Below are 22,696 nucleotides of genomic sequence, written 5' to 3'. Positions count from 1 at the left end.
CGACCCGACGCGACGCGACGCGACCCGACCCGACCCGACGCGACGCGACCCGACCCGACGCGACCCGACGCGACCCGACGCGACCCGACGCGACGCGACGCGACCCGACCCGACGCGACCCGACCCGACCCGACGCGACGCGACGCGACGCGACGCGACGCGACGCGACCCGACCCGACCCGACCCGACCCGACGCGACCCGACGCGACCCGACCCGACGCGACCCGACGCGACCCGACCCGACGCAACCCGACGCGACGCGACGCGACCCGACGCGACCCGACGCGACGCGGCCCACCCCACCCCGGCCCGACCCAGCCCACCCCGGCCCAGCCCGACCCAGCCCACCCCGGCCCGGCCGGCCCACCCCGACCCGACCCAGCCCACCCCGGCCCGGCCCGGCCCGGCCGGCCCGGCCCGGCCCGGCGACGCTTGGGGGGTCAGCGGATGACGCGGCCGCGGAGGATCGTGCGGGATGGTGCGCGGACCACCCGAAGGTCGCGGCGGGGGTCTTCGGGGTAGACGGTCAGGTCGGCGAGGCCGCCCTCGACCAGGCCGGGGAAGCCGAGCCACTGCCGGGCGCCCCAGGAGGCGGCGGCGAGTACGTCGATGGGTGCCAGGCCGGCCTGTTCGTGCAGCAGCAGCATTTCCTCGGCGGCCAGCCCGTGGTCGATGCCGCCGCCGGCGTCGGTGCCCACGTAGATCGGCACTCCGGCCTCGTGCGCGGCACGCACCACCTCGGGGAAGTTGTCGCGCAGCGCGAGCATGTGGTCGGCGTACCCGGGGAACTTGCCCCGCGCCTGCTCGGCGATGCCCCCGAAGGTGGCGATGTTGATCATTGTGGGGACGAGCGCGGTGCCCTGGCGGGCCATCTCGTCGATCAGGTCGAGGCTCAGGCCGGTGCCGTGCTCCACCGAGTCGACCCCGGCACGCACCATGATCTCGACGGCCGACTCGGAGAAGGTGTGCACTGCGGCGCGTACCCCGGCGTCGTGTGCGGCCCGCACGGCGGCGGTGAGGGTGTCCGCGTCCCAGGCCGGCGCGAGGTCGCCCACGCCCCGGTCGATCCAGTCGCCGACCAGCTTGACCCAGCCGTTGCCGGCCTTCGCCTGCGCGGCGACCGCGGCGGCCACGTCGGTGGCGTCGACCTCCACGCCGATGTCGCGCAGGTAGCGCTTCGGCGGGGCGACGTGCCGGCCGGCGCGGGCCAGTCGCGGCAGGCCCGGCTCGTCGTCCAGTTCGGGGTACGGGTACGGCGAGCCGGCGTCGCGGATCGCCAGCACACCGGCGTCGCGGTCGATGTGGGCCAGCTCGCGGGCCTGGTCGAGCGAGGTGATCGGGGCGCCACCTCGGGCGATGCCGATGTGGCAGTGCGCGTCGACAAGCCCCGGCAGCACGAAACCGCCGTCGACGACCGTCTGCGCGCCGGGCACCGGGGTGAAGGTCACCCGGTCGCCGACCAGCCAGAGATCCCGGACCTCGTCGTCGGGGAGCAGCACACCGCGCACATGAAGAGCCATGCGCACAGTCCTACCCGATCACTCCTGGTCGGGGGCAAGCAGGTCGTTCTTCCGGGAGGTCAGCGCCGGCAGGTCCACGGAGACCTTCCACGGCCGCTCGGTGACGAACAGGTCCTCGGTGTGGGCGACCTGCTCATACTCGCGGTTGGCACCGAGGGTGTACTCGGTGAGCGTGACGCGTTCCTGGAGCGGGTCCACCACCCAGTAGGACCGGATGCCGGCGTGCGCGTAGACCTTCGCCTTGTCGTACATGTCGCGGAAGGTGGAGGTCGGCGAGATGACCTCCACGGCGAGCAGGGCGTCCTCGACCGGTACGGGTGACTGGCCAGCGTGCTTACGCCGGATGACCACCACGTCGGGGCGTGGCTCGTTGCGCCGGTCGACCCGCATCGACAGGTCGAAGCTGACCAGGTGTTCCGGCGGGCAGTTGACTTCGACAGCAAGCAGCAGACGGACACAGAGGTCCTGATGCACGGCAGTGGGCGACGGCACGATCAACCTTCCGTTGATCAGTTCGTACGGAAGGTCCTTCGGCAGTTCGCCGAGGTCGTCGACCGTCCACTCGTGCCGTTCGGGCAGGATCGGGGCCGCGGTCATGACATCTCCTTCCAGGGGGCGACATCACCCTAGGCAAGGATGACGTCGCCCGCCGTCACCGACACGCGTCAGCGCGGGCCCTTGTCGCCGCCCTTGCCGAGCTTGTTGAAGTCGATCTTCGGAAGCTTGAAGCCGGGCGGAAGGCCCTGGCCGCCGGCGAGATCGTTCGGGTCCATTCCCGGCGGGAGCTGCGGCATGCCACCCGGGAAGCCGGCCGGCATCCCGGCGCCGGCGCCGGTCCGCGGACGACCGCCACCCTTGGTGCCCTTGCGCTTGTTCTTCGGGCTCTTGGTCGCCTTGCGCCGGCCGCCGCCGGGCAGGCCCATCATGCCGCCCATCTGCTTCATCATCTTCTGCGCGTCGGCGAAGCGGTTGAGCAGCTGGTTGACGTCCATCACGGTGACCCCGGAGCCGTTGGCGATGCGCGCCCGGCGGGAACCGTTGATGATCTTCGGGTTGGTGCGCTCGCCCGGGGTCATCGACCGGATGATCGCGGTGACCCGGTCGAAGTGGCTGTCGTCCAGCTCGGCGAGCTGGTCCTTCATCTGCCCCATGCCCGGCATCATGGCCAGCACGTTGGCGATCGGGCCCATCCGCCGCACCGCGATGAGCTGGTCGAGGAAGTCGTCGAGCGTGAACTGCTCGCCGCCCATCAGCTTGGCGGTCATCTTCTCCTTCTGATCGGAGTCGAAGGCCTGCTCGGCCTGCTCGATCAGAGTGAGGACGTCGCCCATGCCGAGGATCCGGCTGGCCATCCGGTCGGGGTGGAAGACGTCGAAGTCCTCCAACTTCTCACCGGTGGAGGCGAACAGGATCGGCTGCCCGGTCACCTCGCGCACGGAGAGCGCGGCACCACCACGGGCGTCGCCGTCGAGCTTGGAGAGCACCACACCGGTGATGCCGACGCCGTCGCGGAACGCCTCGGCGGTGCGGACGGCGTCCTGACCGACCATCGCGTCGATGACGAAGATGACCTCGTCCGGCGAGACGGCGTCGCGGATGTCGGCGGCCTGCTGCATCATCTCGGCGTCGATGCCGAGCCGGCCGGCGGTGTCGACGATGACGATGTCGCGGGCGGCGCGCTTCGCGTGCTCGATCGAGGCGCGCGCCACCTGCACCGGGTCGCCGGTGCCGTTGCCGGGCTCCGGGGCGTACACCTCGACGCCGGCCCGACCGCCGAGCACCTGGAGCTGCCCGACGGCGTTGGGGCGCTGGAGGTCGGCGGCGACGAGCAGCGGCTGGTGGCCTTGGGCCTTGAGCCAGCGGGCCAGCTTGCCGGCCAGGGTCGTCTTACCGGAACCCTGGAGGCCGGCCAGCATGATCACGGTCGGCGGCTGCTTGGCGAACTGGAGCCGCCGACCCTCGCCGCCGAGCACGGTGATCAGCTCTTCGTTGACGATCTTGATGATCTGCTGGGCCGGGTTGAGCGCCTGGGAGACCTCGGAGCTGCGGGCCCGCTCCTTGACGGCCGCGATGAAGCCCTTGACGACCGGCAGCGCGACGTCCGCCTCCAGCAGCGCGAGGCGGATCTCGCGCGCGGTGGCGTCGATGTCGGCGTCGGTGAGCCGTCCCTTGCCGCGGAGCTTGGTGAAGATCCCGGACAGGCGGTCACTCAAGGTGTCAAACACGCGAACATCCCGTTTGTCAGTGTTCCGGCGGGCACAACGCGGCCGGCACTGCGGAGTCCGGCCACCGCTAGGGTAGCCGCCCGGCCGCAAGGCCGCTGTCGCCCGGCCCGGGCCTCACCCCGACACCAAACCCGACTGGTACGCGAACACGACGAGCTGGGCCCGGTCCCGGGCTCCCAGCTTGCCCATCGCCCGGCTGACGTGCGTGCGCGCGGTCGCCGGGCTGAGCACCAGCCGGGCGGCGATCTCCTCGTTGTTCAACCCCTCGCCGACCAGGCCGACCACCTGGCGCTCCCGGTCGGTAAGCGTGTCCAGCCGAGGGTGCGGGCGGGGCACCCGGGACGGTCGGGTGGCGAACTCCCGCACCACCCGACGGGTCACCGACGGCGACAGCAACGCCTCCCCCTCGGCGACCAGCCGGATCGCGCGCAGCAGCTCGGTCGGTCGGGTGTCCTTGGTGAGGAACCCGCTCGCGCCGTGCCGCAGCGCGTCGAAGACGTATTCGTCCAGCTCGAAGGTGGTCAGCACCACCACCCGCGTACCTGTCAGTTCGGGGTCGGCGACGATGCGCCGGGTCGCCTCGATGCCGTCGATGCCGGGCATCCGGATGTCCATCAGCACCACGTCGGGCCGCTCCCGGCGCGCCAGCTCGACCGCCCGCAGCCCGTCGGCCGCCTCGCCGGCCAGCGCCAGGTCGTCCTCGCTCTCCACGAGCGCGCACAGACCGAGGCGGACGAGATCCTGGTCGTCGGCGATCAGCACCCGGATCACGGTGCCGGCTCCGTGGGCAGCCGGGCGTACACCCGGAAGCCGCCACCGGCGTGCGGCCCGGCGCTCAACCATCCGCCCAGCGCCGCGACCCGCTCCCGCATCCCGGCCAGACCGTGCCCGCGCTGCTCGTCGGCCGGGTCGGTTCCGGCGGCCCCGGCACCCCGGTCGGTGACCTCGACCGTCACCTCGTCGGCGCGGTAGTCCACGGTCACCCGCGCGTTCGCCACGCCGGCATGGCGCAGCACGTTCGTCAACGCCTCCTGCGCCACCCGGTACGCGGCCAGGTCCAGCGCGGCCGGCAGCTCCCGGGGGGCGCCGACCACGCGGACGTCGACGGCGAGCCCGGCTCCGGCGAGCCGGTCCCGTAGTGCCGGTAGGCGGGCCAGCCCGGGTATCGGCTCGCGCTCCGCACCCTGGCGCACCGCGCCCAGCGTGACCCGGAGTTCGTCGAGCGCCTCACGGCTGGTCCGGCTGATCGCGGTCAGGGCGGTCTCCGCCTGCTCGGGTCGTTTCGGCAGCAGGTGCAGGGCGATCTCCGCCTGCATGCTGATCGCGGCCAGCCCGTGTCCCACCACGTCGTGCACCTCCTGCGCGATCCGCAACCGCTCCTCGTCAGCCCGCCGCCGGGCCTCCTCGGCGCGACCGCGGGCCTCCTCGGCCCGGCTGCGCGCCGCCACCTCGCGGTTGACCCGCACCACGACCCCCACCGCGAACGGTACGGCCACCCAGGCCGACGCGGGCAGCACTCCGGTCCAGCCCGGCGCGGGCCCCCGGCTGAAGAAGACGTGCGCCAACAACAGGACGAACGCCCCACCGGTGGCGAGCGCCGCCGGGCGCACCGGCAGTCGCACGGTCACGGTGTACACCGCCACCAGGAACGTGAGCAGGATCGGCCCGTACGGATAGCCGAGCACCAGGTACGTCGCGGTTGCCGCGGTGACCAGGGCGAGGGTGGCGACCGGGGCGCGCCGCCGGGCCAGCAGGGCGAGCGCGGCGACCGCGATCAGCACCCGGCAGACCGCGTCCACGGGCCTCGACCCGGGCTGGTTGTCCCCGGCCAGAGCGGTGGCAAGCAGCCCGAACGCGAGCAACGCCAGGGCGAGCACGACATCCGCCGCCTCGCCTCGCCTCGCCCGCTGCCCGTCCCATCGCATGGCGTCATTCTGCCCGCGCCGACGCCCCCCGACGTGCGCCCAGGAGCGACACCGCCCCTACGCCCCCGAACGTACCCAGCCCACCCCGCCCCGCGATCTTGCACTTTGTGTTGCCGTAATGCACTTTTCGCGAGGTATGCGGGGACAGGAATTGCAAGATCGACGGAAGTGGGGGCTAGACCGCGGCGAGGACCGCTTGCTCCAGGCGCGTTCGGGCCTCGTCGTCCGGCCAACCGCCGACCAGGTAGAAGGCGTCCACCACGTCGGCGCCGAGAGTGGAGATGCGCGCCGCGCGGACCAGGGCGCCCGCCTCGTCGAGCGCGCAGGTGACCCGGTAGAGCAGGCCGGCCGCGTCGGCCGCGCGCAACTCCAGCAGCACGGCGTCGGTGGCCGCCTCGCGGTGCCAGACAACCCGGGGAGCGGCACCGCTGCCACGGGCGGCCAGCGCCCGGCCGCGCAGTCGCTGGGTGACCGACACGTCGCCGCCGACCGCCCGGCGCAGGTCGGCGCGCAGCGGCACCGGGTCCGGCGGCAGGCCGTAGCGGGGTTGCACCCGGCACTCGACGAGTGCCCGCCCGTCGACCACGGAGGCGTCCGCGGAGATCACTTCCAGCCGGTGCAGGGCCAGGCAGCCGGCAACCGTGGCGAGCAGGCCCCGCCGGTCGGCCGCGGCGACCGACACCCGGTCCCCGGTCAGGTGGACGACCGGCAGAGGCCCGGCCAGCAGTGCCGGGTCCGGTGCCGGCGGCTCGGGCAGCACGCCGGTGTCGAGCGCGGTGCGGACCCGGGCGACCAGCTCGGCGACGAGTCGTCCCTTCCAGTCCGACCAGGCCGCCGGCCCGGTCGCCGCCGCGTCGGCCCGGACCAGCGCGTGCAGCAGGTCGAGGGTGCCGGTGTCACCGACCGCCTCGGCCACCGAGGCGATGGTGACCGGGTCGGACAGGTCCCGGCGGGTGGCCACGTCGGGCAGCAGCAGGTGTAGGCGGACAAGCGTGCCGATCAGCTCGACCTCGCCGGGAGGCAGACCGATCCGGGCCGCCGCCGCCTGAGCCACCGGCACACCGACGGTGCTGTGATCACCGGGGAGGCCCTTGCCGATGTCGTGCAGGAGAGCACCGAGGAGCAGCAGGTCGGGGCGTTCCACCTCGCGGGCGTGCCGGCTGGCCTCGTGCGCGGTCTGCACGAGGTGCCGGTCGAGGGTGTAGCGGTGCACCGGGTTGTGCTGGGGCAGGCTGCGCAGTCGGGTCCACTCGGGCAGCCAGCCGTCGACAAGCCCGTACCTGTCGCAGGTCTCCCAGGCGGGCACCAGGCCGGGCCCGGCGCCGAGCAGTGTGGTCAGCGCGGCCCGGGCCTCGGCCGGCCAGGGCGCGGGCAGCGGCGGGCAGTAGGCCGCCAGCCACTCGCAGGTGGCCCGTGCGATCGGCAGGCGGGTCGTGGCCGCCGCGGCGGCCACCCGCAGCGAGAGGCTCGGGTCGGGTCGTGCCCCGATCGCCGTCCGGGCCAGCACCAACTCACCGTCGTGCTCGACCACGTCACGGGCCACCGGGCGACGCGCCGACCGGCCGTTGCCGCCTCGGGACCGGCCGGAGCGCAGTCGGTCGGCGGCGCGGAAGGCGTCATCCAGGGCGTGGCTGACCGTGCGGGCGTCACCGGCGACCCGGCGCAGGAGGGCGTCACCGTCCTCCAGACCGAGCAGGGCGGCCACCCCGTCGCGTTCCTGGGCGACCAACCTGTCGACCCGGCGGCCGACCTGCTGGTGCAGGGCGTCGCGGGTGTCCAGCAGGCGAAGGTGGGCGGCGCGTACGGCGGGACGCAGCGCGTCGGTGATGCCGGCGGCGGCGATCGCCCTCAGCAGGCCCACGTCGCGCAGGCCCCCGGCGGCCTCCTTGAGGTCGCCCTCCAGCAGGAACGCCAGCTCACCGTGGGCCTGCCAGCGCGCGGTGGTGACCTCCCGCAGGCCGGGCAGGTGTCGTACGGCGGTACGCCGCCAGTGGTCGGCGGCGGTCCGGCTCAGCGCGTCGGCAAGCGTCTGGTCACCCACCACCAGACGGGCGTCGAGCAGCCCGAGGGCGACCTTGACGTCGTCCTGGGCAACCGAGAGCGCCTCGGCGACGGTGCGTACCGAATGGTCGAGCCGCAGGCCCGCGTCCCAGATCGGATACCAGATCGAGGAGGCCAACTCGTTCGTGCCGGGCACCCCGGCGTGCAGCAACACCAGGTCGAGGTCGCTGTACGGAGCACACTGCCGCCGACCCAGCCCCCCGACGGCAAGCAGTGCCACTCCGTCCCGCCCTGGCAGCAAACCGCGCAGAAACGTGTCGTAGGAGGCCGCCCGGGCCAGCCGGGCGGCCTCCCCGATCCCCCCCGGAACGCCGACGACCTCGTTGATCAAGAGGTGCGCGTCACCGTCACCGGCGTTGCCTGACGCGTCCTTCTTGATCAACGAGGTCATGTCGGTCGTGGTCTCCAGATCAGAGAGCGTCGAGGCCGCGTTCGCCGGTACGCACCCGGACGACCTCTTCGACACCGGTGACCCAGACCTTGCCGTCACCGATCTTGCCCGTGCGGGCCGCCCCGACGATGGCGTCCACCACCTTGTCGACGTCGATCTCGTCGGTGAGCACCTCTACCCGGATCTTGGGCAGGAACTCGACCGTGTACTCGGCACCCCGGTAGACCTCGGTGTGCCCCTTCTGCCGCCCGTACCCCTGAACCTCGCTGACGGTCAGCCCGGCCACGCCGAGGGCGTGCAGGGCCTCCTTCACCGCGTCCAGCTGGTACGGCTTGATGACCGCGGTCACCAGCTTCATGTCCAACCCCTCCATCCCTGGAACGTTAACCGGCGACCTTTTCGCTTACCGGCTCGGCGGGCTCCGCCTCCGGCTTGGCGCCACTCGTCGTGCCGCCACCGGGGGTGCCGATGCCGGCCATCGCGAACGCGCTGCCCGTGCCGCCACCGGCCGGGGACAGGTCGTAGCTGCTCTCGGCGTGCTCGCCGATGTCGATGCCCTCGACCTCGGCCTCGGCCTTCACCCGGAACCCGATCGTCTTCTCGATGACGAAGGCGAGCACCCAGGCGATGCCGAACGACCAGGCGGTGACGATCAGGCCGGCGAGGGCCTGCCGTCCGAGCTGGGTGACGCCGCCGCCGTAGAAGAGACCGTCGGAGGCGCCCACCACGTCGGTGATCGCGGCGTTCACCGAGTTGGTGGCGAAGAGACCGAGCCAGAGCGAGCCGATCCAGCCACCGACGAAGTGCACGCCGACCACGTCGAGCGAGTCGTCGTAGCCGAGCTTGTACTTGAGGCTGACGGCGAGAGCGCACACCACGCCGGCGACGATGCCGAGCAGGACGGACGCCCACGGTGCGACGAAACCACAGGCCGGGGTGATGGCGACCAGGCCGGCGACGGCGCCGGACGAGGCACCGACCATCGTCGGCTTGCGGTCCTTGACCCACTCGACCGCGATCCAGCCGAGCACCGCGGCCGCCGTGGCGAGCTGGGTGTTGATGAAGGCGAGGCCGGCGACCGAGTCGACGGTCAACTCCGAACCGGCGTTGAACCCGAACCAACCGAACCACAGCAGACCCGCACCGAGCGCGACGAGCGGGATGTTGTGCGGCTTCATGCCCTCGCGCGGCCAACCGAGCCGCTTACCGAGCACCAGCGCCACGGCCAGGGCCGCCGCACCGGCGTTGATGTGCACCGCGGTGCCACCGGCGAAGTCCAGCGCGTGGATGTCACCGCCGATGATGCCGCCGCCCCACACCCAGTGCGCGACCGGGAAGTAGACCAGCGTGGCCCAACCGAAGGCGAACAGCAGCCAGCCGGCGAACTTGGCCCGGTCGGCGATGGCGCCACTGATCAGCGCGACGGTGATCACCGCGAAGACCATCTGGAAGGCCATGAACACGTAGAGCGGGACCCCGATGCCGCTGGGGTTCTCCGCCGTGGCGCCCCACAGGTCGGTCTCGGCGAGGAAGGTCTTGGTGCCGAGGTACGCGCCCGGGTCGCCCCAGAAGCCGTTCACGTCGGTCCCGAAGGCGACGCTGAAACCGTAGAACCACCACAGAATAGAGATGAGCCCGATGGCGGAGAAGCTCATCATCATCATGTTGAGTACGCCCTTGGCCCGGTTGAGGCCGCCGTAGAACAGCGCCAATCCGGGGGTCATGAGCAGCACGAGCGCGGTCGAAACCAGCAGCCACGTAGTATTGGCGCCGTCGATCGTCGGTGCTTCAGGCACGCTGGCCTCCTAAAGGTGAAGTCCTCCTTCGCGGCTTTCCGGGGCAGCGTCGCCCGTAGGCCGGTTGCGCGGAAGCTTCGCGGCCGGCTGTTTCACCCACGGTCCCGTGCGGGTTTCCGGTTCGTGACCAGTTGTTTCGTACGTGTCACGAAGTCCGCACAGTCAGCGGCATGGACAATGGTGGATCGTTCGGACGGCGCACGTCGATGGCTGACCGGCCAGGCGCATCGACCGGTCCGCTTGACGGGACCGGCCGAGCATCGCCCGCTCCGCGCTCAGCGGAGGGCGTTTTCCAGGGCGTGCCGCTCGTAGTCGAGCAGCCGCAGATCCCGCATCGGCCGGCGCAGGTGGCCCTTGTGCACGATCCGGACGAACGCCGGCTCACCGGCGGCGGCCATCCGGCGGATCCCCTCGACGTGGTCCACGATCCGTTTGCGGATGGTCCGGATCAGCCGGTGCCGGTCGCGCGGGATCAACCCGTACGCGTCGGCGAAGAGCCGGAGCCGGCGCGGCCGGTCCGGGTGCTTCCAGCCCAGCGTGATCGAGTCCCGGTCCGCGAAGATCGGCACCCAGGTCCAGGCCGCGTACGCCACGTCGTAGATCCGCGCCCCGGGCGAGGCGAGGTCGAAGTCGATCAGCCCGAGGGTGCCGTCCGGCCGCCAGATCACGTTGTGCGGCGCGGCGTCGTGGTGGCAGATCACCTCGGTGTCCGGCGGTGGGGGCCCGAACGAGCGCCAGACCGCCTGCGGCGGCGGGGTGAACCCGTACTGCGCGTCGTGGAACATCCGCAGCATGGTGGCGACGGTGACCAGCGCCTCGTCGGTCACCCAGTGCGGGGCGAGTGGGTATTCGCCGCACTCCCCCTCCAGGTATGACAGCACCTCACGGTTGCGCTCGTCCATCCCGAGGGCCCGGGGCGCGCCGGTGAAACCCACGTACTCCAGGTGGCGCAGCAGGGCGTGCACGGACGGCGTCCACGGCCCGGCGTTGCGGCGGACCGTGTCACCGACGCGGACGACGGTGCTGACGTTGCCGCCGTGCAGCGGGATCTCCTGCGAAGTCACGTACGGTCTCCCGAGGCGCTGCGAGGGGTGGCCGGGCTCGCGCCAGCCCGCGTACGCGCGATCGTCGGTGGTCACCCGAGACTACGCGTCCCGTCCGGTGGCCTCGGTCCCCAGCAACGCGTCCACGAACTGCGCCGGGTCGAACGGGGCCAGATCGTCCTTGCCTTCGCCGAGGCCGACCAGCTTCACGGGGATGCCGAGCTTGCGCTGCACGGCGATCACGATGCCACCCTTGGCGGTGCCGTCGAGCTTGGTCAACACCACCCCTGTCACGTTCACCACCTCGGTGAAGACCCGGGCCTGTTCCAGGCCGTTCTGACCGGTCGTGGCGTCCAGGATGAGCAGTGTCTCGTCGATCGGGCCCTGCTTCTCCACCACGCGCTTGACCTTGCCCAGCTCGTCCATCAGGCCGACCTTGTTCTGCAGGCGGCCGGCGGTGTCGATGAGCACGGTGTCCACGCCGGTGTCGATGCCGCGCCTGACCGCGTCGAAGGCGACGCTGGCCGGGTCGGCGGCCTCGGGCCCACGGACGGTCTCCGCGCCGACGCGCGAGCCCCAGGTCTCCAGTTGGTCGGCGGCGGCGGCCCGGAAGGTGTCCGCGGCGCCGAGCAGCACGGTCCGGCCGTCGGCCACCAGCACCCGGGCGATCTTGCCGCAGGTGGTGGTCTTGCCGGCGCCGTTGACGCCGACGACCAGGACCACCGCCGGTACGCCGTCCTTCGGGGCGGTCCGCAGCGACCGGTCCAGGCTCGGGTCGAGCGCGTTCACCAGTTCGGCGGCGAGCAGCGCGCGCAGCTCGGAGGCCGAGCGGGTGCCGAGCACCCGGGTGCGCTCGCGGAGCCGGTCGACGATGTCGCGGGTGGAGTCGACGCCGACGTCGGCGGTGATCAGGCTGTCCTCGATCTCCTCCCAGACGTCCTCGTCGAGGTGGTCGCGGGCGAGCAGGCCGAGCAGGCCCTTGCCGAAGACGTTCTGCGAGCGGGACAGCCGCGAGCGAAGCCGGACCAGCCGTCCGGCGGTCGGCTCGGGCACCTCCACCGGGGCGGGCGCCTCGATGACCGGCGGCGGCTCGACAAGGACGCCGGTGGACAGATCGGACTCCGGTGCCTCCACCGGCGGGCCGGCGAGATCCTCCTCGGCTCTGGTGTCGACCTCGGTGCGGGGAAGCGGGGGCTCGGGCCGCCGCCGCAGTCGCGGCACGACCAGCCCGACCGTGCCGGCGATCAGCACACCGAGCAGGACCAGAGCGAGGACGAGATATTCGGCCATGCCGGAATCCTGTCAGATGGCAGCGGCGGCGTCCCAGCCACCGCACCCCGGGCGGTGCCCGGAGTGTCAGCCACCGCACCCGTGAGCGGTGCCCGGAGTGTCAGCCACCGCACCCGTGAGCGTCGCCGGGAGTCGCCCGCCACCGCCCCGCGAGCGGTGCCCGGGGTCTCACCACCGCACGCGGCCGGCGCCCGCAACCGGCGGTAGGCTCGGCCGCATGTCCGCCGCACACCTCCTCATCGGCCCCCTCCTGCGGCGAGTCGTCGACACCCGCGCGACCATCTGGGTGGAGACGGCGGGGCCCGCCGTGGTCACCGTCCGCACCGCCAGTGGCGCCACCGGCACCGCGCCCACCTTCTCGGCGTACGAGCACCACTACGCGTTGGTGGTGGTGGAGGGGCTCACCCCGGACAGCGAGACCAGCTACGAGGTGCTCGTCGACGACGAGGTGGTCTGGCCGGTGCCCAGCAGCGGCTTCCCGCCGAGCGTGATCCGCACCCGGGCCGCCGACGACCTGGACCAGCCGGTCAACCTGATCTTCGGCTCGTGCCGGGAGACCACCCAGCACGCCACCACCCGGAAGCTGCCGCCGGACGCGCTGGACGCGTACGCCCGGCGGTTGATGGCCGACCCGGAGTCGCATCCGCTGCCCGACCTGTTGGTGCTGCTCGGTGACCAGGTCTACGCCGATGTCACCTCGCCCACGGTGCGCCGGCTGCTGCGTCGGCGGCGGCGGCGGCCGAAGGGCGCCCCGGCCGACCAGGTGGTGAGCTTCGACGAGTACACCAAGCTCTACCTGGAGTCCTGGCGCGATCCGGAGATCCGTTGGCTGCTCTCCACCGTGCCGAGCGTGATGATCTTCGACGACCACGAGATCATCGACGACTGGAACACCTCGGCGGCCTGGCGTGCCGAGGTGCGCGAGCAGCCGTGGTGGCAGGAGCGGATCGGCAGCGGGCTCGCCTCGTACTGGGTCTACCAGCACCTGGGCAACCTGTCCCCCGACGAGATCGCCGCCGACCCGGTCTTCGCCAAGGTCGCCGCCGCCGAGGACGCCACGGGCGTGCTGCGCGAGTTCGGGCACCGGGTGGACCAGGAGTCGGACGTGGCGCACGACACCGAGCGCTGGCGCGCGGTGCAGTACCAGTGGAGTTACGCGCTGGACCTGGGCCGGACCCGGCTGGTCATGCTCGACAACAGGTGCAGCCGGGTGCTCGACCCGGGCAGTCGGGCCATGCTGCCGCCGGGCGAGTGGTCCTGGTTCCTCGACCAGGCGCACGGCGTCTACGACCACCTGGTGGTCGGCGCGTCGCTGCCCTGGCTGCTCCCGCAGGGCATCCACCACATCGAGGCGTGGAACGAGAAGCTCGCCGACTCGCATCGCCCCTGGGTGGCACGCGGTGCGGAGAAGCTGCGCCGCGCCCTGGACCTGGAGCACTGGGCGGCGTTCCGGCGCTCGTTCGAGGCGCTCGCGGAGACCTTCGCCCGGATCGGCACCGGCACCCCGGGGCAGTCCGGCGCGCGGGTCGGCGCCGGTCCGGCGTACGCCCCACCGGCGTCGATAAGCGTGCTCTCCGGGGACGTGCACCACTCGTACGTGGCTCGGGCCCGGTTCTTCGACCCGGCGGTGGTCACGCCCGTGCACCAGCTCACCTGCTCGCCGATCCACAACCAGGTGCCGGCCGGCATCCGTCCGCTGATGCGGTTGGGCTGGTCGTCGGGCCCGGCCGGGGCCACCCGGGCGTTGGCGCGTTCGGCGGGCGCACGGCGGCCGGGTGTGCGCTGGCGCAAGCTGGCCGGTCCCTACTTCGGCAACGCGGTCGCCACGCTCACCCACCAGGGGCGTGGTGCGGACGTGGTCATCGAGGGCACCACGAAGGACGGGCACCTACGCCCCGTGATGCGGCGTCGACTCTCCGGCGGCGGTGAGTCGACCGCGCCGTAGTCTCTACGCCGTGGATGAGCACCTGCCGGAGCCGATCCGGGCGGTCGAGCACGAGTTGACCGCTCTGCTGCGTCGTGGACGGGCGGTTTCCTGGGAGATCGCCCGGGAGGTGCACCCGAATCTGGAACCGAACACCTACGGGCTGCTGCTCTGGTTGCGGCGCAGTGGGTCGATCCGGTTGACCGAGTTGGCGTCGCGGCTCGGTGTGGGAAAGGGCACGCTGAGCCGGCAGATCAACGCGCTGGAGGCCCTGGGGCTGGTCCATCGCGACCCCGATCCGAGCGACCGGCGGGCGGCACAGATCCGCCTCACCGAGGAGGGTCAGCGCCGGTTCGACGTGGCCCGTGCGGCCCGGTTGGGTGAGTTCCTGCGCGCGCTGGACGGCTGGCCGAGCCGGGACGTCGAGGAGTTCGCCCGGCTGCTGGGCCGGTTCAACGACTCCTGGCAGTAGTGCCCCTGGGTGGGGGAATAGGACGCCGGTCCGCCAAGTTGTTGCTTCAGGCAACCAAGGCATACGGTTGCTTCAGGCAACTCTCAGGCGGCCCGTGCGTACCAGCCCGCCGCCGTTCCACCTCGACTCCACTCGGAGGCACCAACGATGAGCCAGGCGACAGCGCCACCCCAGGCGACCGCCGTGACGATGACCCACCGGCAGATCCTGGAGGCGCTCTCCGGCCTGCTGCTGGGCCTGTTCGTCGCGATCCTCTCCTCCACGGTCATCTCGAACGCGCTGCCGCGGATCATCACCGAACTGCACGGCGGTCAGTCCGCGTACACCTGGGTGGTGACCTCGGCCCTGCTCGCGACCACCGCGACCACCCCGATCTGGGGCAAAATGGCCGATCTGACCAGCAAGAAGACCCTCGTGCAACTGGCCCTGGGGATCTACGTGCTGGGTTCGGTGCTCGCCGGCCTCGCGCAGGGCACCGGAGAGCTGATCGCCTGCCGGGTGCTCCAGGGCGTCGGCGCCGGCGGCCTCACCGCGCTGGCCCAGGTGATCATGGCCACGATGATCGCGCCCCGCGAGCGGGGCCGCTACAGCGGCTACCTCGGCGCGGTGATGGCCGTCGGCACCATCGGCGGCCCGCTGATCGGCGGCGTGATCGTCGACACCTCCTGGCTCGGCTGGCGCTGGTGCTTCTACGTCGGCGTGCCGTTCGCCATCGTCGCCCTGATCGTGCTCCAGAAGACCCTGCACCTGCCGGTGGTCAAGCGGAAGGCGCAGATCGACTGGTGGGGCGCCACCCTGATCACCGCGGCCGTCTCGGTCCTGCTGATCTGGGTCTCGCTCGCCGGCGACCAGTTCGCCTGGGCCTCCTGGCAGACCGCCGTCATGGTCGTCGGCGCGCTGGCCCTCGGTGCCCTCGCCATCCGGGTGGAGACCCGGGCCGCCGAGCCGATGATCCCGCCGCGGCTGTTCCGCAACCGCACCATCACCCTCGCCGTCGTCGCCAGCATCGCGGTCGGTGTCGGCATGTTCGGCGCGTCGATCTTCCTCGGCCAGTACTTCCAGATCAGCCGCGGGCAGAGCCCCACCATGTCCGGCCTGATGACCCTGCCGATGATCCTCGGCCTGCTCGTCGCCTCCACAGTCATCGGGCGGGTCATCACCAAGACCGGCCGCTGGAAGCGGTACCTGGTGATCGGCTCGGCGCTGCTCACCATCGGCTTCGCGCTGATGGGCACGCTCCGCGCGGACACCAACTTCACGCTGCTCAGCGTCTACATGCTGCTGATCGGCGTCGGCCTGGGCATGACCATGCAGAACCTGGTCCTCGCCGTGCAGAACACCGTCGGACCGCACGAGCTCGGCGCGGCAAGCTCGGTGGTGGCGTTCTTCCGCAGCCTCGGTGGCGCGATCGGCGTCTCCGCCCTCGGCGCGGTGCTCGCCCACAAGGTCAAGGACTACACCGCCGACGGGCTGGCCCAACTCGGCATCCCCGCGTCCAGCTCCGGCAGCGGTGGCACCCTGCCCGACGTGCACACCCTGCCCGGTCCGCTGCGCGCGGTCGTGGAGGGCGCGTACGGCCACGGCGCCGGTGACATCTTCCTGGCCGCCGCACCCTTCGCGCTCGTCGCGCTGATCGCGGTGATCTTCATCAAGGAGGTGCCGCTGCGCCAGCACAACGGCAACTCGGTTTCCGGCGAGGTCGAGCGGGAATCGTCAGTCGCAGCCGGCGCGGGCGCGGCCGTGGTCCGCACCGGCGAGCAGAGGTGAGGTAGAGCGATGAGCGTGGGAGCACCGGACCGCGAGGAGTACGGCCCCCGGACCCGACCACTGCCGTTCGAGCGCGGCACGGACGGCCCCCGGGTGGTCATGGTGGGCGTCGACGGCACCCGCACCTCCGAGCGGGCCGGTGCCTACGCCGCCGGCCTGGCCCGCCGGCAGGGCGCCGCCCTGGTGGTGGTCTTCGTCAGCTCGGCGAGCGGGCTGACCGCGCTGGTGCCCGGCATGGACGCCGGCGCGGTCCAGCGCTCCCACGATGAGCTGGCCGACGAGCTGCGCCGGGAGTGCCGGCGGGCGGCCGAGCAGTGGGGGATCCCGGTGACCTTCCTGTTCCGGCGCGGCGACGCGTACGGCGAGTTGTGCGCGGCGGCCGACGAGTTCCAGGCCGACATGGTGGTGGTGGGCACCTCCGAGCAGGCCGGACACCGGCTCGTCGGCTCGGTCGCCACCCGTCTGGTCCGCACCGGCCGCTGGCCCGTCGTCGTGGTGCCCTGAAAACCTGTCGCGACTGTCGTACCCGAGCCCCAGGATGGCCCGATGACGACATGGACGGCACCGGAGATCGACCGCACCCACGAGCCCCTCGTCGCTGACGAGCGCACCATGCTGGAGGGCTGGCTCGACTACCACCGCGACACCCTGCTGCACAAGTGCGCCGGCCTGACCGCCGACCAGCTACGCACGGCGAGTGTCGAACCGTCCGCCCTGAGCCTGCTCGGGTTGGTCCTGCACATGACCGACGTCGAGCGGTCCTGGTTCCGCCAGCGTTTCGCCGGCCAGGACCTGCCCGACCTCTACGACTTCGACACCGACAACGACGCCGACTTCCACGCCGCGGCCGACGCCGACCCGGAGGCCGCCTTCGCCGCCTTCCGCGCCGAGGTCGACGCGGCCCGGGCGGCGACCGCCGGCCGGTCACTGGACGAGACGTTCACCCCGACCCGCAGCGACGGCACCCGCACCCGCACCTTCAGCCTGCGCTGGGCGTACGTGCACATGATCGAGGAGTACGCCCGGCACAACGGCCACGCCGACCTGATCCGGGAACGCATCGACGGCGTCACCGGCGACTGACCCGCTGATTCCGACCGTCCGGCCAACCCGATAATCCTTCGCAATCTGTCCGGGGTGCCGGGCAGGATGCGCGGCATGACCTGGATCGCGCCGGAGATGACCCGGACCCCCGAACCGCACGTCGGCGACGAGCGCACCATGCTCGACGGCTGGCTCGACTACCACCGGCAGACGCTGCTGCTCAAGTGCGCCGGTCTGACCGAGGAGCAGTTGCGCACGCCGAGCGTGCAGCCGTCCGGGCTGACGCTGCTCGGTCTGGTCCGGCACCTGGCCGAGGTCGAGGCCTGGTGGTTCCGGGAGAACTTCGCCGGCGAGCCTGTCGACTACCCGTACTTCACCCCGGAGAACCCGGACGCCGACCACGACGTCAGCGACGCCGACGCCGAGGCCGACTTCGCCGTCTTCCACCGCGAGGTGGCGCTGGCCCGCGAGGCCGCCGCCGGCCACTCGCTCGACGAGACGTTCGTCGAGGTCGGCGCGAAGAAGCGCACCTTCAACCTGCGCTGGGTGTACGTGCACATGATCGAGGAGTACGCCCGGCACAACGGTCACGCCGACCTGATCCGGGAACGCATCGACGGCGTCACCGGCGAGTGACCGACGCTCAGTGGGCCAGGGCCGCCCGCAGGTAACGCAGGTCGGCGTGGCCGCCCCAGCGGTGCGCCGACAGCCCGGCGGAGCGGGCGCCCCGGACGGCCCAGTCCTCGTCGTCGACGAAGAGGACCCGGGCCGGCGGGGTGGCCAGCGCCTGGCAGGCGGCCTGGAAATACTCCGGGGCCGGCTTGTGCACGCCGATCGTGGAGGAGTTGACCACCACGTCCAGCTCGCCGACCAGGCCGAGCGCGGCCAGGTCGGCGTCGAGCAGGTCGGTGGCGTTGGTGCCCAGCCCGACCCGGACGCCCGCCGCCCGGACCTCCCGGACGAACGCCAGCACCTCCTGGTCGACCTCGCCCCGGTAGCCCTGCCACTGCTCGACGGCGGCGCGGGCCCGTTCCGGGCTGCCCACCGATTCGGTCAGGGCGTCCGCCACGCTGCTCATCCACTCGGCGTGGCTGACCTGGCCGGTGAGCACCGGCTGGAGCCGCCCCCACTGCATGGCGATCTCACCGAGCACCCCCTCGGAGAGGCCGTACTCCCGCTCGACGACGGCGGCCACCGCCGGGTCCCACCGGCGCAGTACGCCGTCGAAGTCCAGCAGGAGCGCCGTCGCGCGTTCCCGAGCCACTACCCGTTCTCCTCGCCGCGGCGGTGCCGCTTGTCGTCCTCGTCGGCCCGGTTGAGCCGTTGGCTGATCACCTGGGTGACCCCGCTGCGCATGGTCACGCCGTAGAGCGCGTCGGCGATCTCCATCGTCCGCTTCTGGTGCGTGATGACGATCAGCTGACTCTTCTCCCGCAACTGTGCCAGCAACGTGATCAACCGGCCGAGGTTCACGTCGTCCAGGGCCGCTTCCACCTCGTCCATGATGTAGAACGGGCTGGGTCGGGCGCGGAAGATCGCCACCAGCATGGCGACCGCGGTCAACGACCGCTCGCCGCCGGAGAGCAGCGACAGTCGCTTGATCTTCTTGCCCGGCGGGCGGGCCTCCACCTCGACGCCAGTGGTGAGCAGGTCGTCGGGGTCGGTGAGGATCAGTCGGCCCTCACCACCGGGGAAGAGCACTGTGAACACCTGCTCGAACTCCCGGGCGGTGTCGGCGAAGGCGCTGGCGAAGACCTCCAGGATCCGCTCGTCCACGTCCTTGACCACGGTGAGCAGGTCCCGGCGGGTGGCCTTGAGGTCCTCCAACTGCTCGGAGAGGAACTTGAAGCGCTCCTCCAGCGCGGCGAACTCCTCGAGCGCGAGCGGGTTGACCTTGCCGAGCAGGGCCAGCTCGCGTTCCGCCTTGGCGGCCCGCTTCTCCTGCACCGGCCGCTCGTAGCGCACCGGCTCGGGCACCGGCAGGCCGTCGCGTTCGGCCGCCGCGACGTCGACAGCCGTCGGCGGGACGGGCTGCGCCGGGCCGTACTCGGCGACAAGCGTCTCCACGTCCAACCCGAAGTCCTCGGCGGCCTTCGCCTCCAACTGCTCGATGCGCAGCCGCTGCTCCGCGCGGGCCACCTCGTCGCGGTGCACCTGGCTGGTCAGCCGTTCCAGCTCCGCGCCGAGCCGCTTGGCCGCCCCGCGTACCTCCTGCAGCTCGGCCTCCCGGGCGGCGCGTTCCCGGGCGACCGCGTCGCGGTGCTCCTCGGCCGTCGCGATCGAGGTGGTGAGCCGGGTGAGCGCCTCCCGGGCGCCGCCGGCGACGGCACGGGCGATGCCCGCGCCCCGGGTGCGCGCGGCTCGCCGGGCCGCGGCGCGTTCCCGCGCGGCCCGTTCCGCGGTGGCCTGCCGGGTCAGCGAGTCGGCCCGGCCGGCGATCGAGGAGACCCGCTCCTCGGCGGTACGCACCGCGAGCCGGACCTCCATCTCGTTCTGCCGGGCCTGCGGCACCATGGCGGCGAGCTGGTCGCGGTCCTCGCTCGACGGCTCGGCGTCGACAGGGGTCTCCTCGGCCAGCCGCAGCCGCTCCTCCAGCTCGGCGAGCGCGGTGAGGTCCCGCTGCCGGGCCGCCTCGGCACGGGAGCGGGAGTCGCCGAGCCGGTCGGTCTCCGCCTTCGCGGACCGGGCCGCCGCGCCCAGCTCGGCCAACCGGCGGGCGGCGGCGTTGCGGTGGCTCTCCGCCTCGCGCTTCTCGGCGGCGGCGTGCTGCACGGCCTCCTTGGCGGCGGCCACCTCGGCGCGCGCCTCGACGAGCTGGTCACGCAGTTCCGCGCCGGCGCGCTCGGCGGTGAGCCGGTTGCCGCGGGCCTCCTCGACGGCCGCCTGCACCTCGATGTAGCTGGGGGCCTTGGCCGACCCACCGGCCGCCGCGTACGCCCCGACCACGTCACCGTCCGGGGTGACCGCCCGCAGTTCGGGGTTGCTGGCGACCAGCTCGGCCGCGGCGGCGAGATCGTCCACGAGCGCCACGTCCCGCAGTGCACGGTGCACCGCCGGGCGCAGCTCGGGGCCGCACTCCACCAGGTCGGGGGCCCACCTGGCCGCATCGGGCAGCTTCGGGCGCAGCGCGTCGGCGGAGCCGGTCATGCCGGGCCCCGCCGGGCTGCCCACGAGCAGGCCGGCCCGGCCGGCGTCGGAGATCTTCAGCAGCCGCATCGCCTCGACGGCCTCGTCCACCCCGCTCACGGCGACCGCGTCGGCGAGACCGCCGAGGGCGGCGGCCAGCGCGGCCTCGTGGCCGGGCGCGACGGTGAGCAGCCCGGCGAGGCTGCCGAGCAGGCCGGGTACGTCGCCGGCGCGGGCGAGCAGCGCCCCGGCGCCGTCCTTGCGCCGCAGCCCCAGGGCGAGCGCCTCCTCCCGGGCCTTCCAGGTGGCGGCGTCCTTCTCCGCCGTCCGCTCGGCGTCGGAGAGCGACCGCACGGTGGCCTGCGCCCGCTCCTGCACGGCGACCGCTTCGGCGTGCCGGGCGTCCAGGTCCGCGTTGTCCCGATCGGCCTCGGTGGACTGGGCCGCCACCGCGTCCAGGTCGGCCTGCGCCTGCTCGGCGCGGCCCAGCGCGTCGGCGTGCGCGACGGCGAGCCGGTCGATCTCCTCACCGGCGCTCGTCGTCCGGGCTCGGGCCGAGTTGACCTGACCGGTGAGCCGGGCCATTCCCTCGCGCCGGTCGGCGATGGCCTTGGCCGCGGCGACCAGTTCCCGCTCGGCGGCGGTGAGCTGCCGTTCCAGCTCCTGGCGGTGCTCGACCGCCTCGGCCAGCCGGATCTGGTCGTCGGTCAGCGCCGCGCGCAGCTCCTCCTCCTGCTCGCGGACGCGTTCCGCCTCGGCCTCCAACTGGTCCGGGTCGCGGCCGGGCCGTTCGTCGTCGCCGCCGGCGCTGAGGTGCCGCAGCCGTTCCCGGGCCAACTGCTCGATCGAGCGGAAGCGTTCCTGGAGGGCGGACAGCTTGTACCAGGTGTCCTGGGCGGCCGCGAGCAGCGGAGCGTCCTCCGCCAGGGCCGCCTCCAACTCGCCGAGCCGGCCCTGCACCTCGACGTGCTCGCCCTCGATCTGCTCACGCCGCTCCCGCAGCGCCGTCTCGTCGGCGATCTCCCGGTCCAGGGTGGTCCGCAGGGTGGCCAGGTCGTCGGCGAGCAGGCGCAGTCGGGCGTCGCGCAGGTTGGCCTGGATGGCCGCCGCCCGGCGGGCCACCTCGGCCTGCCGGCCCAGCGGCTTGAGCTGGCGACGCAGCTCGGCGGTGAGGTCGGTGAGCCGGTTGAGGTTCGTCTGCATCGCGTCGAGCTTGCGCAGCGCCTTTTCCTTGCGCTTGCGGTGCTTGAGGACGCCTGCCGCCTCCTCGATGAACGACCGACGGTCCTCCGGCTTGGCGTGCAGCATGCCGTCGAGTCGGCCCTGCCCGACGATGATGTGCATCTCCCGGCCGATGCCGGAGTCGGACAGCAGCTCCTGGATGTCGAGCAGCCGGCAGGTGTTGCCGTTGATCTCGTACTCGCTCTCGCCGGAGCGGAACATCCGGCGGGTGATGGAGACCTCGGTGTACTCGATGGGCAGCGCGCCGTCGGTGTTGTCGATGGTGAGGGTGACCTCGGCACGGCCCAGCGGCGCGCGACCGGCGGTGCCGGCGAAGATGACGTCCTCCATCTTGCCGCCGCGCAGCGCCTTGGCGCCCTGCTCGCCGAGCACCCAGGCGATGGCGTCGACGACGTTGGACTTGCCGGAGCCGTTCGGGCCCACCACGCAGGTGATCCCGGGCTCCAGCTTCAACGTCGTGGCGGAGGCGAAGGATTTGAAGCCCTTCACCGTCAGGCTCTTGAGATACACCTTCTCGATCCTCGTCCGGTGGCCGCCGTACCGTCGCCGGCTGTGGGGACCTGGGTGAACTCGCAGACTAGGGTCTGTGTCAAGGCCCTCGGTCGAGCCGAGGCGGAGTCCAGACGGCGATCCGGCAAGGCGAAGATTCGTCCGGATACCGGTGTTGTACCCGGACGAATCTCCAACGCGGCCGGTCGTCGTCTGGGCCCGCCGCAGGCCGGCCAGGGGCTTTGACACAGACCCTAACCCGGTGGTGGAAGCGGGCGGGCACGCGACCCGCCCCGGGCCGCGTGCGGCGCGGGCGCGAGCCGCGAGCGCGCTGTTGTTCCGGCGATCACGACAGGGACGAGAGCCGTTCATGATCGGCTT

At 72.5% G+C, this 22,696-nt stretch carries 18 protein-coding genes and 1 pseudogene; 7 read left to right on the top strand and 12 right to left on the bottom strand.

Going from position 1 to position 22,696, the window contains the following annotated elements:
- Positions 1-451, top strand: a pseudogene (locus tag ACGFH8_RS28415) (hypothetical protein); the annotation flags it as partial.
- Here the strand turns inward: ACGFH8_RS28415 and ACGFH8_RS28410 are convergent.
- From ACGFH8_RS28410 to ftsY, 10 genes are all read right to left on the bottom strand, one after another.
- Positions 441-1,520 carry an amidohydrolase family protein gene (locus tag ACGFH8_RS28410; RefSeq protein WP_393372933.1) on the bottom strand — a complete coding sequence of 360 codons (1,080 nt, stop codon included), beginning with the start codon at positions 1,518-1,520 and terminating at the stop codon, positions 441-443. The pseudogene ACGFH8_RS28415 and the gene ACGFH8_RS28410 sit on opposite strands and share 11 nt — an antisense overlap.
- 18 nt (positions 1,521-1,538) lie before the next feature.
- On the bottom strand, positions 1,539-2,117 hold the full coding sequence (locus ACGFH8_RS28405) for a Uma2 family endonuclease (protein ID WP_393372930.1): 579 nt from the start codon (positions 2,115-2,117) through the stop codon (positions 1,539-1,541).
- 68 nt (positions 2,118-2,185) lie between these two features.
- Positions 2,186-3,745, bottom strand: coding sequence for a signal recognition particle protein (ffh, locus tag ACGFH8_RS28400; protein ID WP_393372927.1), 1,560 nt, complete (start codon positions 3,743-3,745; stop codon positions 2,186-2,188).
- A gap of 114 nt (positions 3,746-3,859) precedes the next feature.
- Positions 3,860-4,516, bottom strand: a complete 657-nt coding sequence (locus ACGFH8_RS28395) for a response regulator (protein ID WP_393372925.1) — start codon at positions 4,514-4,516, stop codon at positions 3,860-3,862.
- The gene (locus ACGFH8_RS28390) at positions 4,513-5,670 is read right to left on the bottom strand and encodes a sensor histidine kinase (RefSeq protein ID WP_393372922.1); all 1,158 of its coding nucleotides are present in this window, start codon (positions 5,668-5,670) and stop codon (positions 4,513-4,515) included. Before ACGFH8_RS28390 ends, ACGFH8_RS28395 begins: the two co-directional genes overlap by 4 nt.
- Positions 5,671-5,845: 175 nt before the next feature.
- Positions 5,846-8,122 (bottom strand): [protein-PII] uridylyltransferase, encoded by a 2,277-nt coding sequence (locus tag ACGFH8_RS28385; protein ID WP_393372919.1) that lies wholly within the window; start codon positions 8,120-8,122, stop codon positions 5,846-5,848.
- Between the two features lie 19 nt (positions 8,123-8,141).
- On the bottom strand, positions 8,142-8,480 hold the full coding sequence (locus ACGFH8_RS28380) for a P-II family nitrogen regulator (RefSeq protein WP_172862163.1): 339 nt from the start codon (positions 8,478-8,480) through the stop codon (positions 8,142-8,144).
- A 25-nt stretch (positions 8,481-8,505) separates the two neighbouring features.
- Entirely contained in the window at positions 8,506-9,918 is a 1,413-nt protein-coding gene (locus tag ACGFH8_RS28375; RefSeq protein ID WP_393372917.1) for an ammonium transporter, read from the bottom strand.
- A gap of 275 nt (positions 9,919-10,193) precedes the next feature.
- Positions 10,194-11,057 (bottom strand): aminoglycoside phosphotransferase family protein, encoded by an 864-nt coding sequence (locus ACGFH8_RS28370; RefSeq protein ID WP_357077819.1) that lies wholly within the window; start codon positions 11,055-11,057, stop codon positions 10,194-10,196.
- A 6-nt stretch (positions 11,058-11,063) separates the two neighbouring features.
- Positions 11,064-12,251 (bottom strand): signal recognition particle-docking protein FtsY, encoded by a 1,188-nt coding sequence (ftsY, locus tag ACGFH8_RS28365; RefSeq protein ID WP_393372914.1) that lies wholly within the window; start codon positions 12,249-12,251, stop codon positions 11,064-11,066.
- Positions 12,252-12,468: 217 nt separating this feature from the next.
- Here ftsY and ACGFH8_RS28360 point away from each other — a divergent pair, with 217 nt between their 5' ends.
- The 6 genes from ACGFH8_RS28360 (at position 12,469) to ACGFH8_RS28335 (ending at position 18,094) form a co-directional block, all read left to right on the top strand.
- On the top strand, positions 12,469-14,196 hold the full coding sequence (locus ACGFH8_RS28360; protein WP_393372911.1) for an alkaline phosphatase D family protein: 1,728 nt from the start codon (positions 12,469-12,471) through the stop codon (positions 14,194-14,196).
- A gap of 10 nt (positions 14,197-14,206) precedes the next feature.
- Positions 14,207-14,647 carry a MarR family transcriptional regulator gene (locus ACGFH8_RS28355; protein WP_357250448.1) on the top strand — a complete coding sequence of 147 codons (441 nt, stop codon included), beginning with the start codon at positions 14,207-14,209 and terminating at the stop codon, positions 14,645-14,647.
- 147 nt (positions 14,648-14,794) lie between these two features.
- Positions 14,795-16,414 (top strand): MDR family MFS transporter, encoded by a 1,620-nt coding sequence (locus ACGFH8_RS28350; RefSeq protein WP_393372908.1) that lies wholly within the window; start codon positions 14,795-14,797, stop codon positions 16,412-16,414.
- 9 nt (positions 16,415-16,423) lie between these two features.
- Positions 16,424-16,918 (top strand): universal stress protein, encoded by a 495-nt coding sequence (locus tag ACGFH8_RS28345; RefSeq protein ID WP_393372905.1) that lies wholly within the window; start codon positions 16,424-16,426, stop codon positions 16,916-16,918.
- Positions 16,919-16,960: 42 nt separating this feature from the next.
- A complete protein-coding gene (locus tag ACGFH8_RS28340) occupies positions 16,961-17,497 on the top strand; it encodes a DinB family protein (protein ID WP_393372902.1) in 537 nt (178 codons plus the stop codon).
- A 75-nt stretch (positions 17,498-17,572) separates the two neighbouring features.
- A complete protein-coding gene (locus ACGFH8_RS28335) occupies positions 17,573-18,094 on the top strand; it encodes a DinB family protein (protein ID WP_393372900.1) in 522 nt (173 codons plus the stop codon).
- A gap of 7 nt (positions 18,095-18,101) precedes the next feature.
- Here ACGFH8_RS28335 and ACGFH8_RS28330 read toward each other — a convergent pair whose 3' ends face one another.
- A complete protein-coding gene (locus ACGFH8_RS28330) occupies positions 18,102-18,722 on the bottom strand; it encodes an HAD family hydrolase (protein ID WP_393372897.1) in 621 nt (206 codons plus the stop codon).
- Entirely contained in the window at positions 18,722-22,336 is a 3,615-nt protein-coding gene (gene smc, locus ACGFH8_RS28325) for a chromosome segregation protein SMC (protein ID WP_393372894.1), read from the bottom strand. The genes ACGFH8_RS28330 and smc overlap by 1 nt, the downstream gene beginning before the upstream one ends.
- Positions 22,337-22,696 lie beyond the last annotated feature (360 nt).

Origin of the sequence: Micromonospora sp. NPDC049175 (assembly GCF_043197345.1) — a bacterium.
GTDB lineage: Bacteria > Actinomycetota > Actinomycetes > Mycobacteriales > Micromonosporaceae > Micromonospora.
This window is presented reverse-complemented; position numbering and strand designations above follow the sequence as displayed.

What these genes read in the sequence shown, in the direction of transcription:
- ftsY (WP_393372914.1), bottom strand. Translation starts at nt 12,251, where the DNA reads ATGGCCGAATATCTCGTCCTCGCTCTGGTCCTGCTCGGTGTGCTGATC.
- ACGFH8_RS28350 (WP_393372908.1), top strand. Translation starts at nt 14,795, where the DNA reads ATGAGCCAGGCGACAGCGCCACCCCAGGCGACCGCCGTGACGATGACC.
- ACGFH8_RS28410 (WP_393372933.1), bottom strand. Translation starts at nt 1,520, where the DNA reads ATGGCTCTTCATGTGCGCGGTGTGCTGCTCCCCGACGACGAGGTCCGG.
- ACGFH8_RS28340 (WP_393372902.1), top strand. Translation starts at nt 16,961, where the DNA reads ATGACGACATGGACGGCACCGGAGATCGACCGCACCCACGAGCCCCTC.
- ACGFH8_RS28390 (WP_393372922.1), bottom strand. Translation starts at nt 5,670, where the DNA reads ATGCGATGGGACGGGCAGCGGGCGAGGCGAGGCGAGGCGGCGGATGTC.
- ACGFH8_RS28405 (WP_393372930.1), bottom strand. Translation starts at nt 2,117, where the DNA reads ATGACCGCGGCCCCGATCCTGCCCGAACGGCACGAGTGGACGGTCGAC.
- ACGFH8_RS28335 (WP_393372900.1), top strand. Translation starts at nt 17,573, where the DNA reads ATGACCTGGATCGCGCCGGAGATGACCCGGACCCCCGAACCGCACGTC.
- ACGFH8_RS28360 (WP_393372911.1), top strand. Translation starts at nt 12,469, where the DNA reads ATGTCCGCCGCACACCTCCTCATCGGCCCCCTCCTGCGGCGAGTCGTC.
- ACGFH8_RS28385 (WP_393372919.1), bottom strand. Translation starts at nt 8,122, where the DNA reads ATGACCTCGTTGATCAAGAAGGACGCGTCAGGCAACGCCGGTGACGGT.
- ACGFH8_RS28380 (WP_172862163.1), bottom strand. Translation starts at nt 8,480, where the DNA reads ATGAAGCTGGTGACCGCGGTCATCAAGCCGTACCAGCTGGACGCGGTG.
- ACGFH8_RS28345 (WP_393372905.1), top strand. Translation starts at nt 16,424, where the DNA reads ATGAGCGTGGGAGCACCGGACCGCGAGGAGTACGGCCCCCGGACCCGA.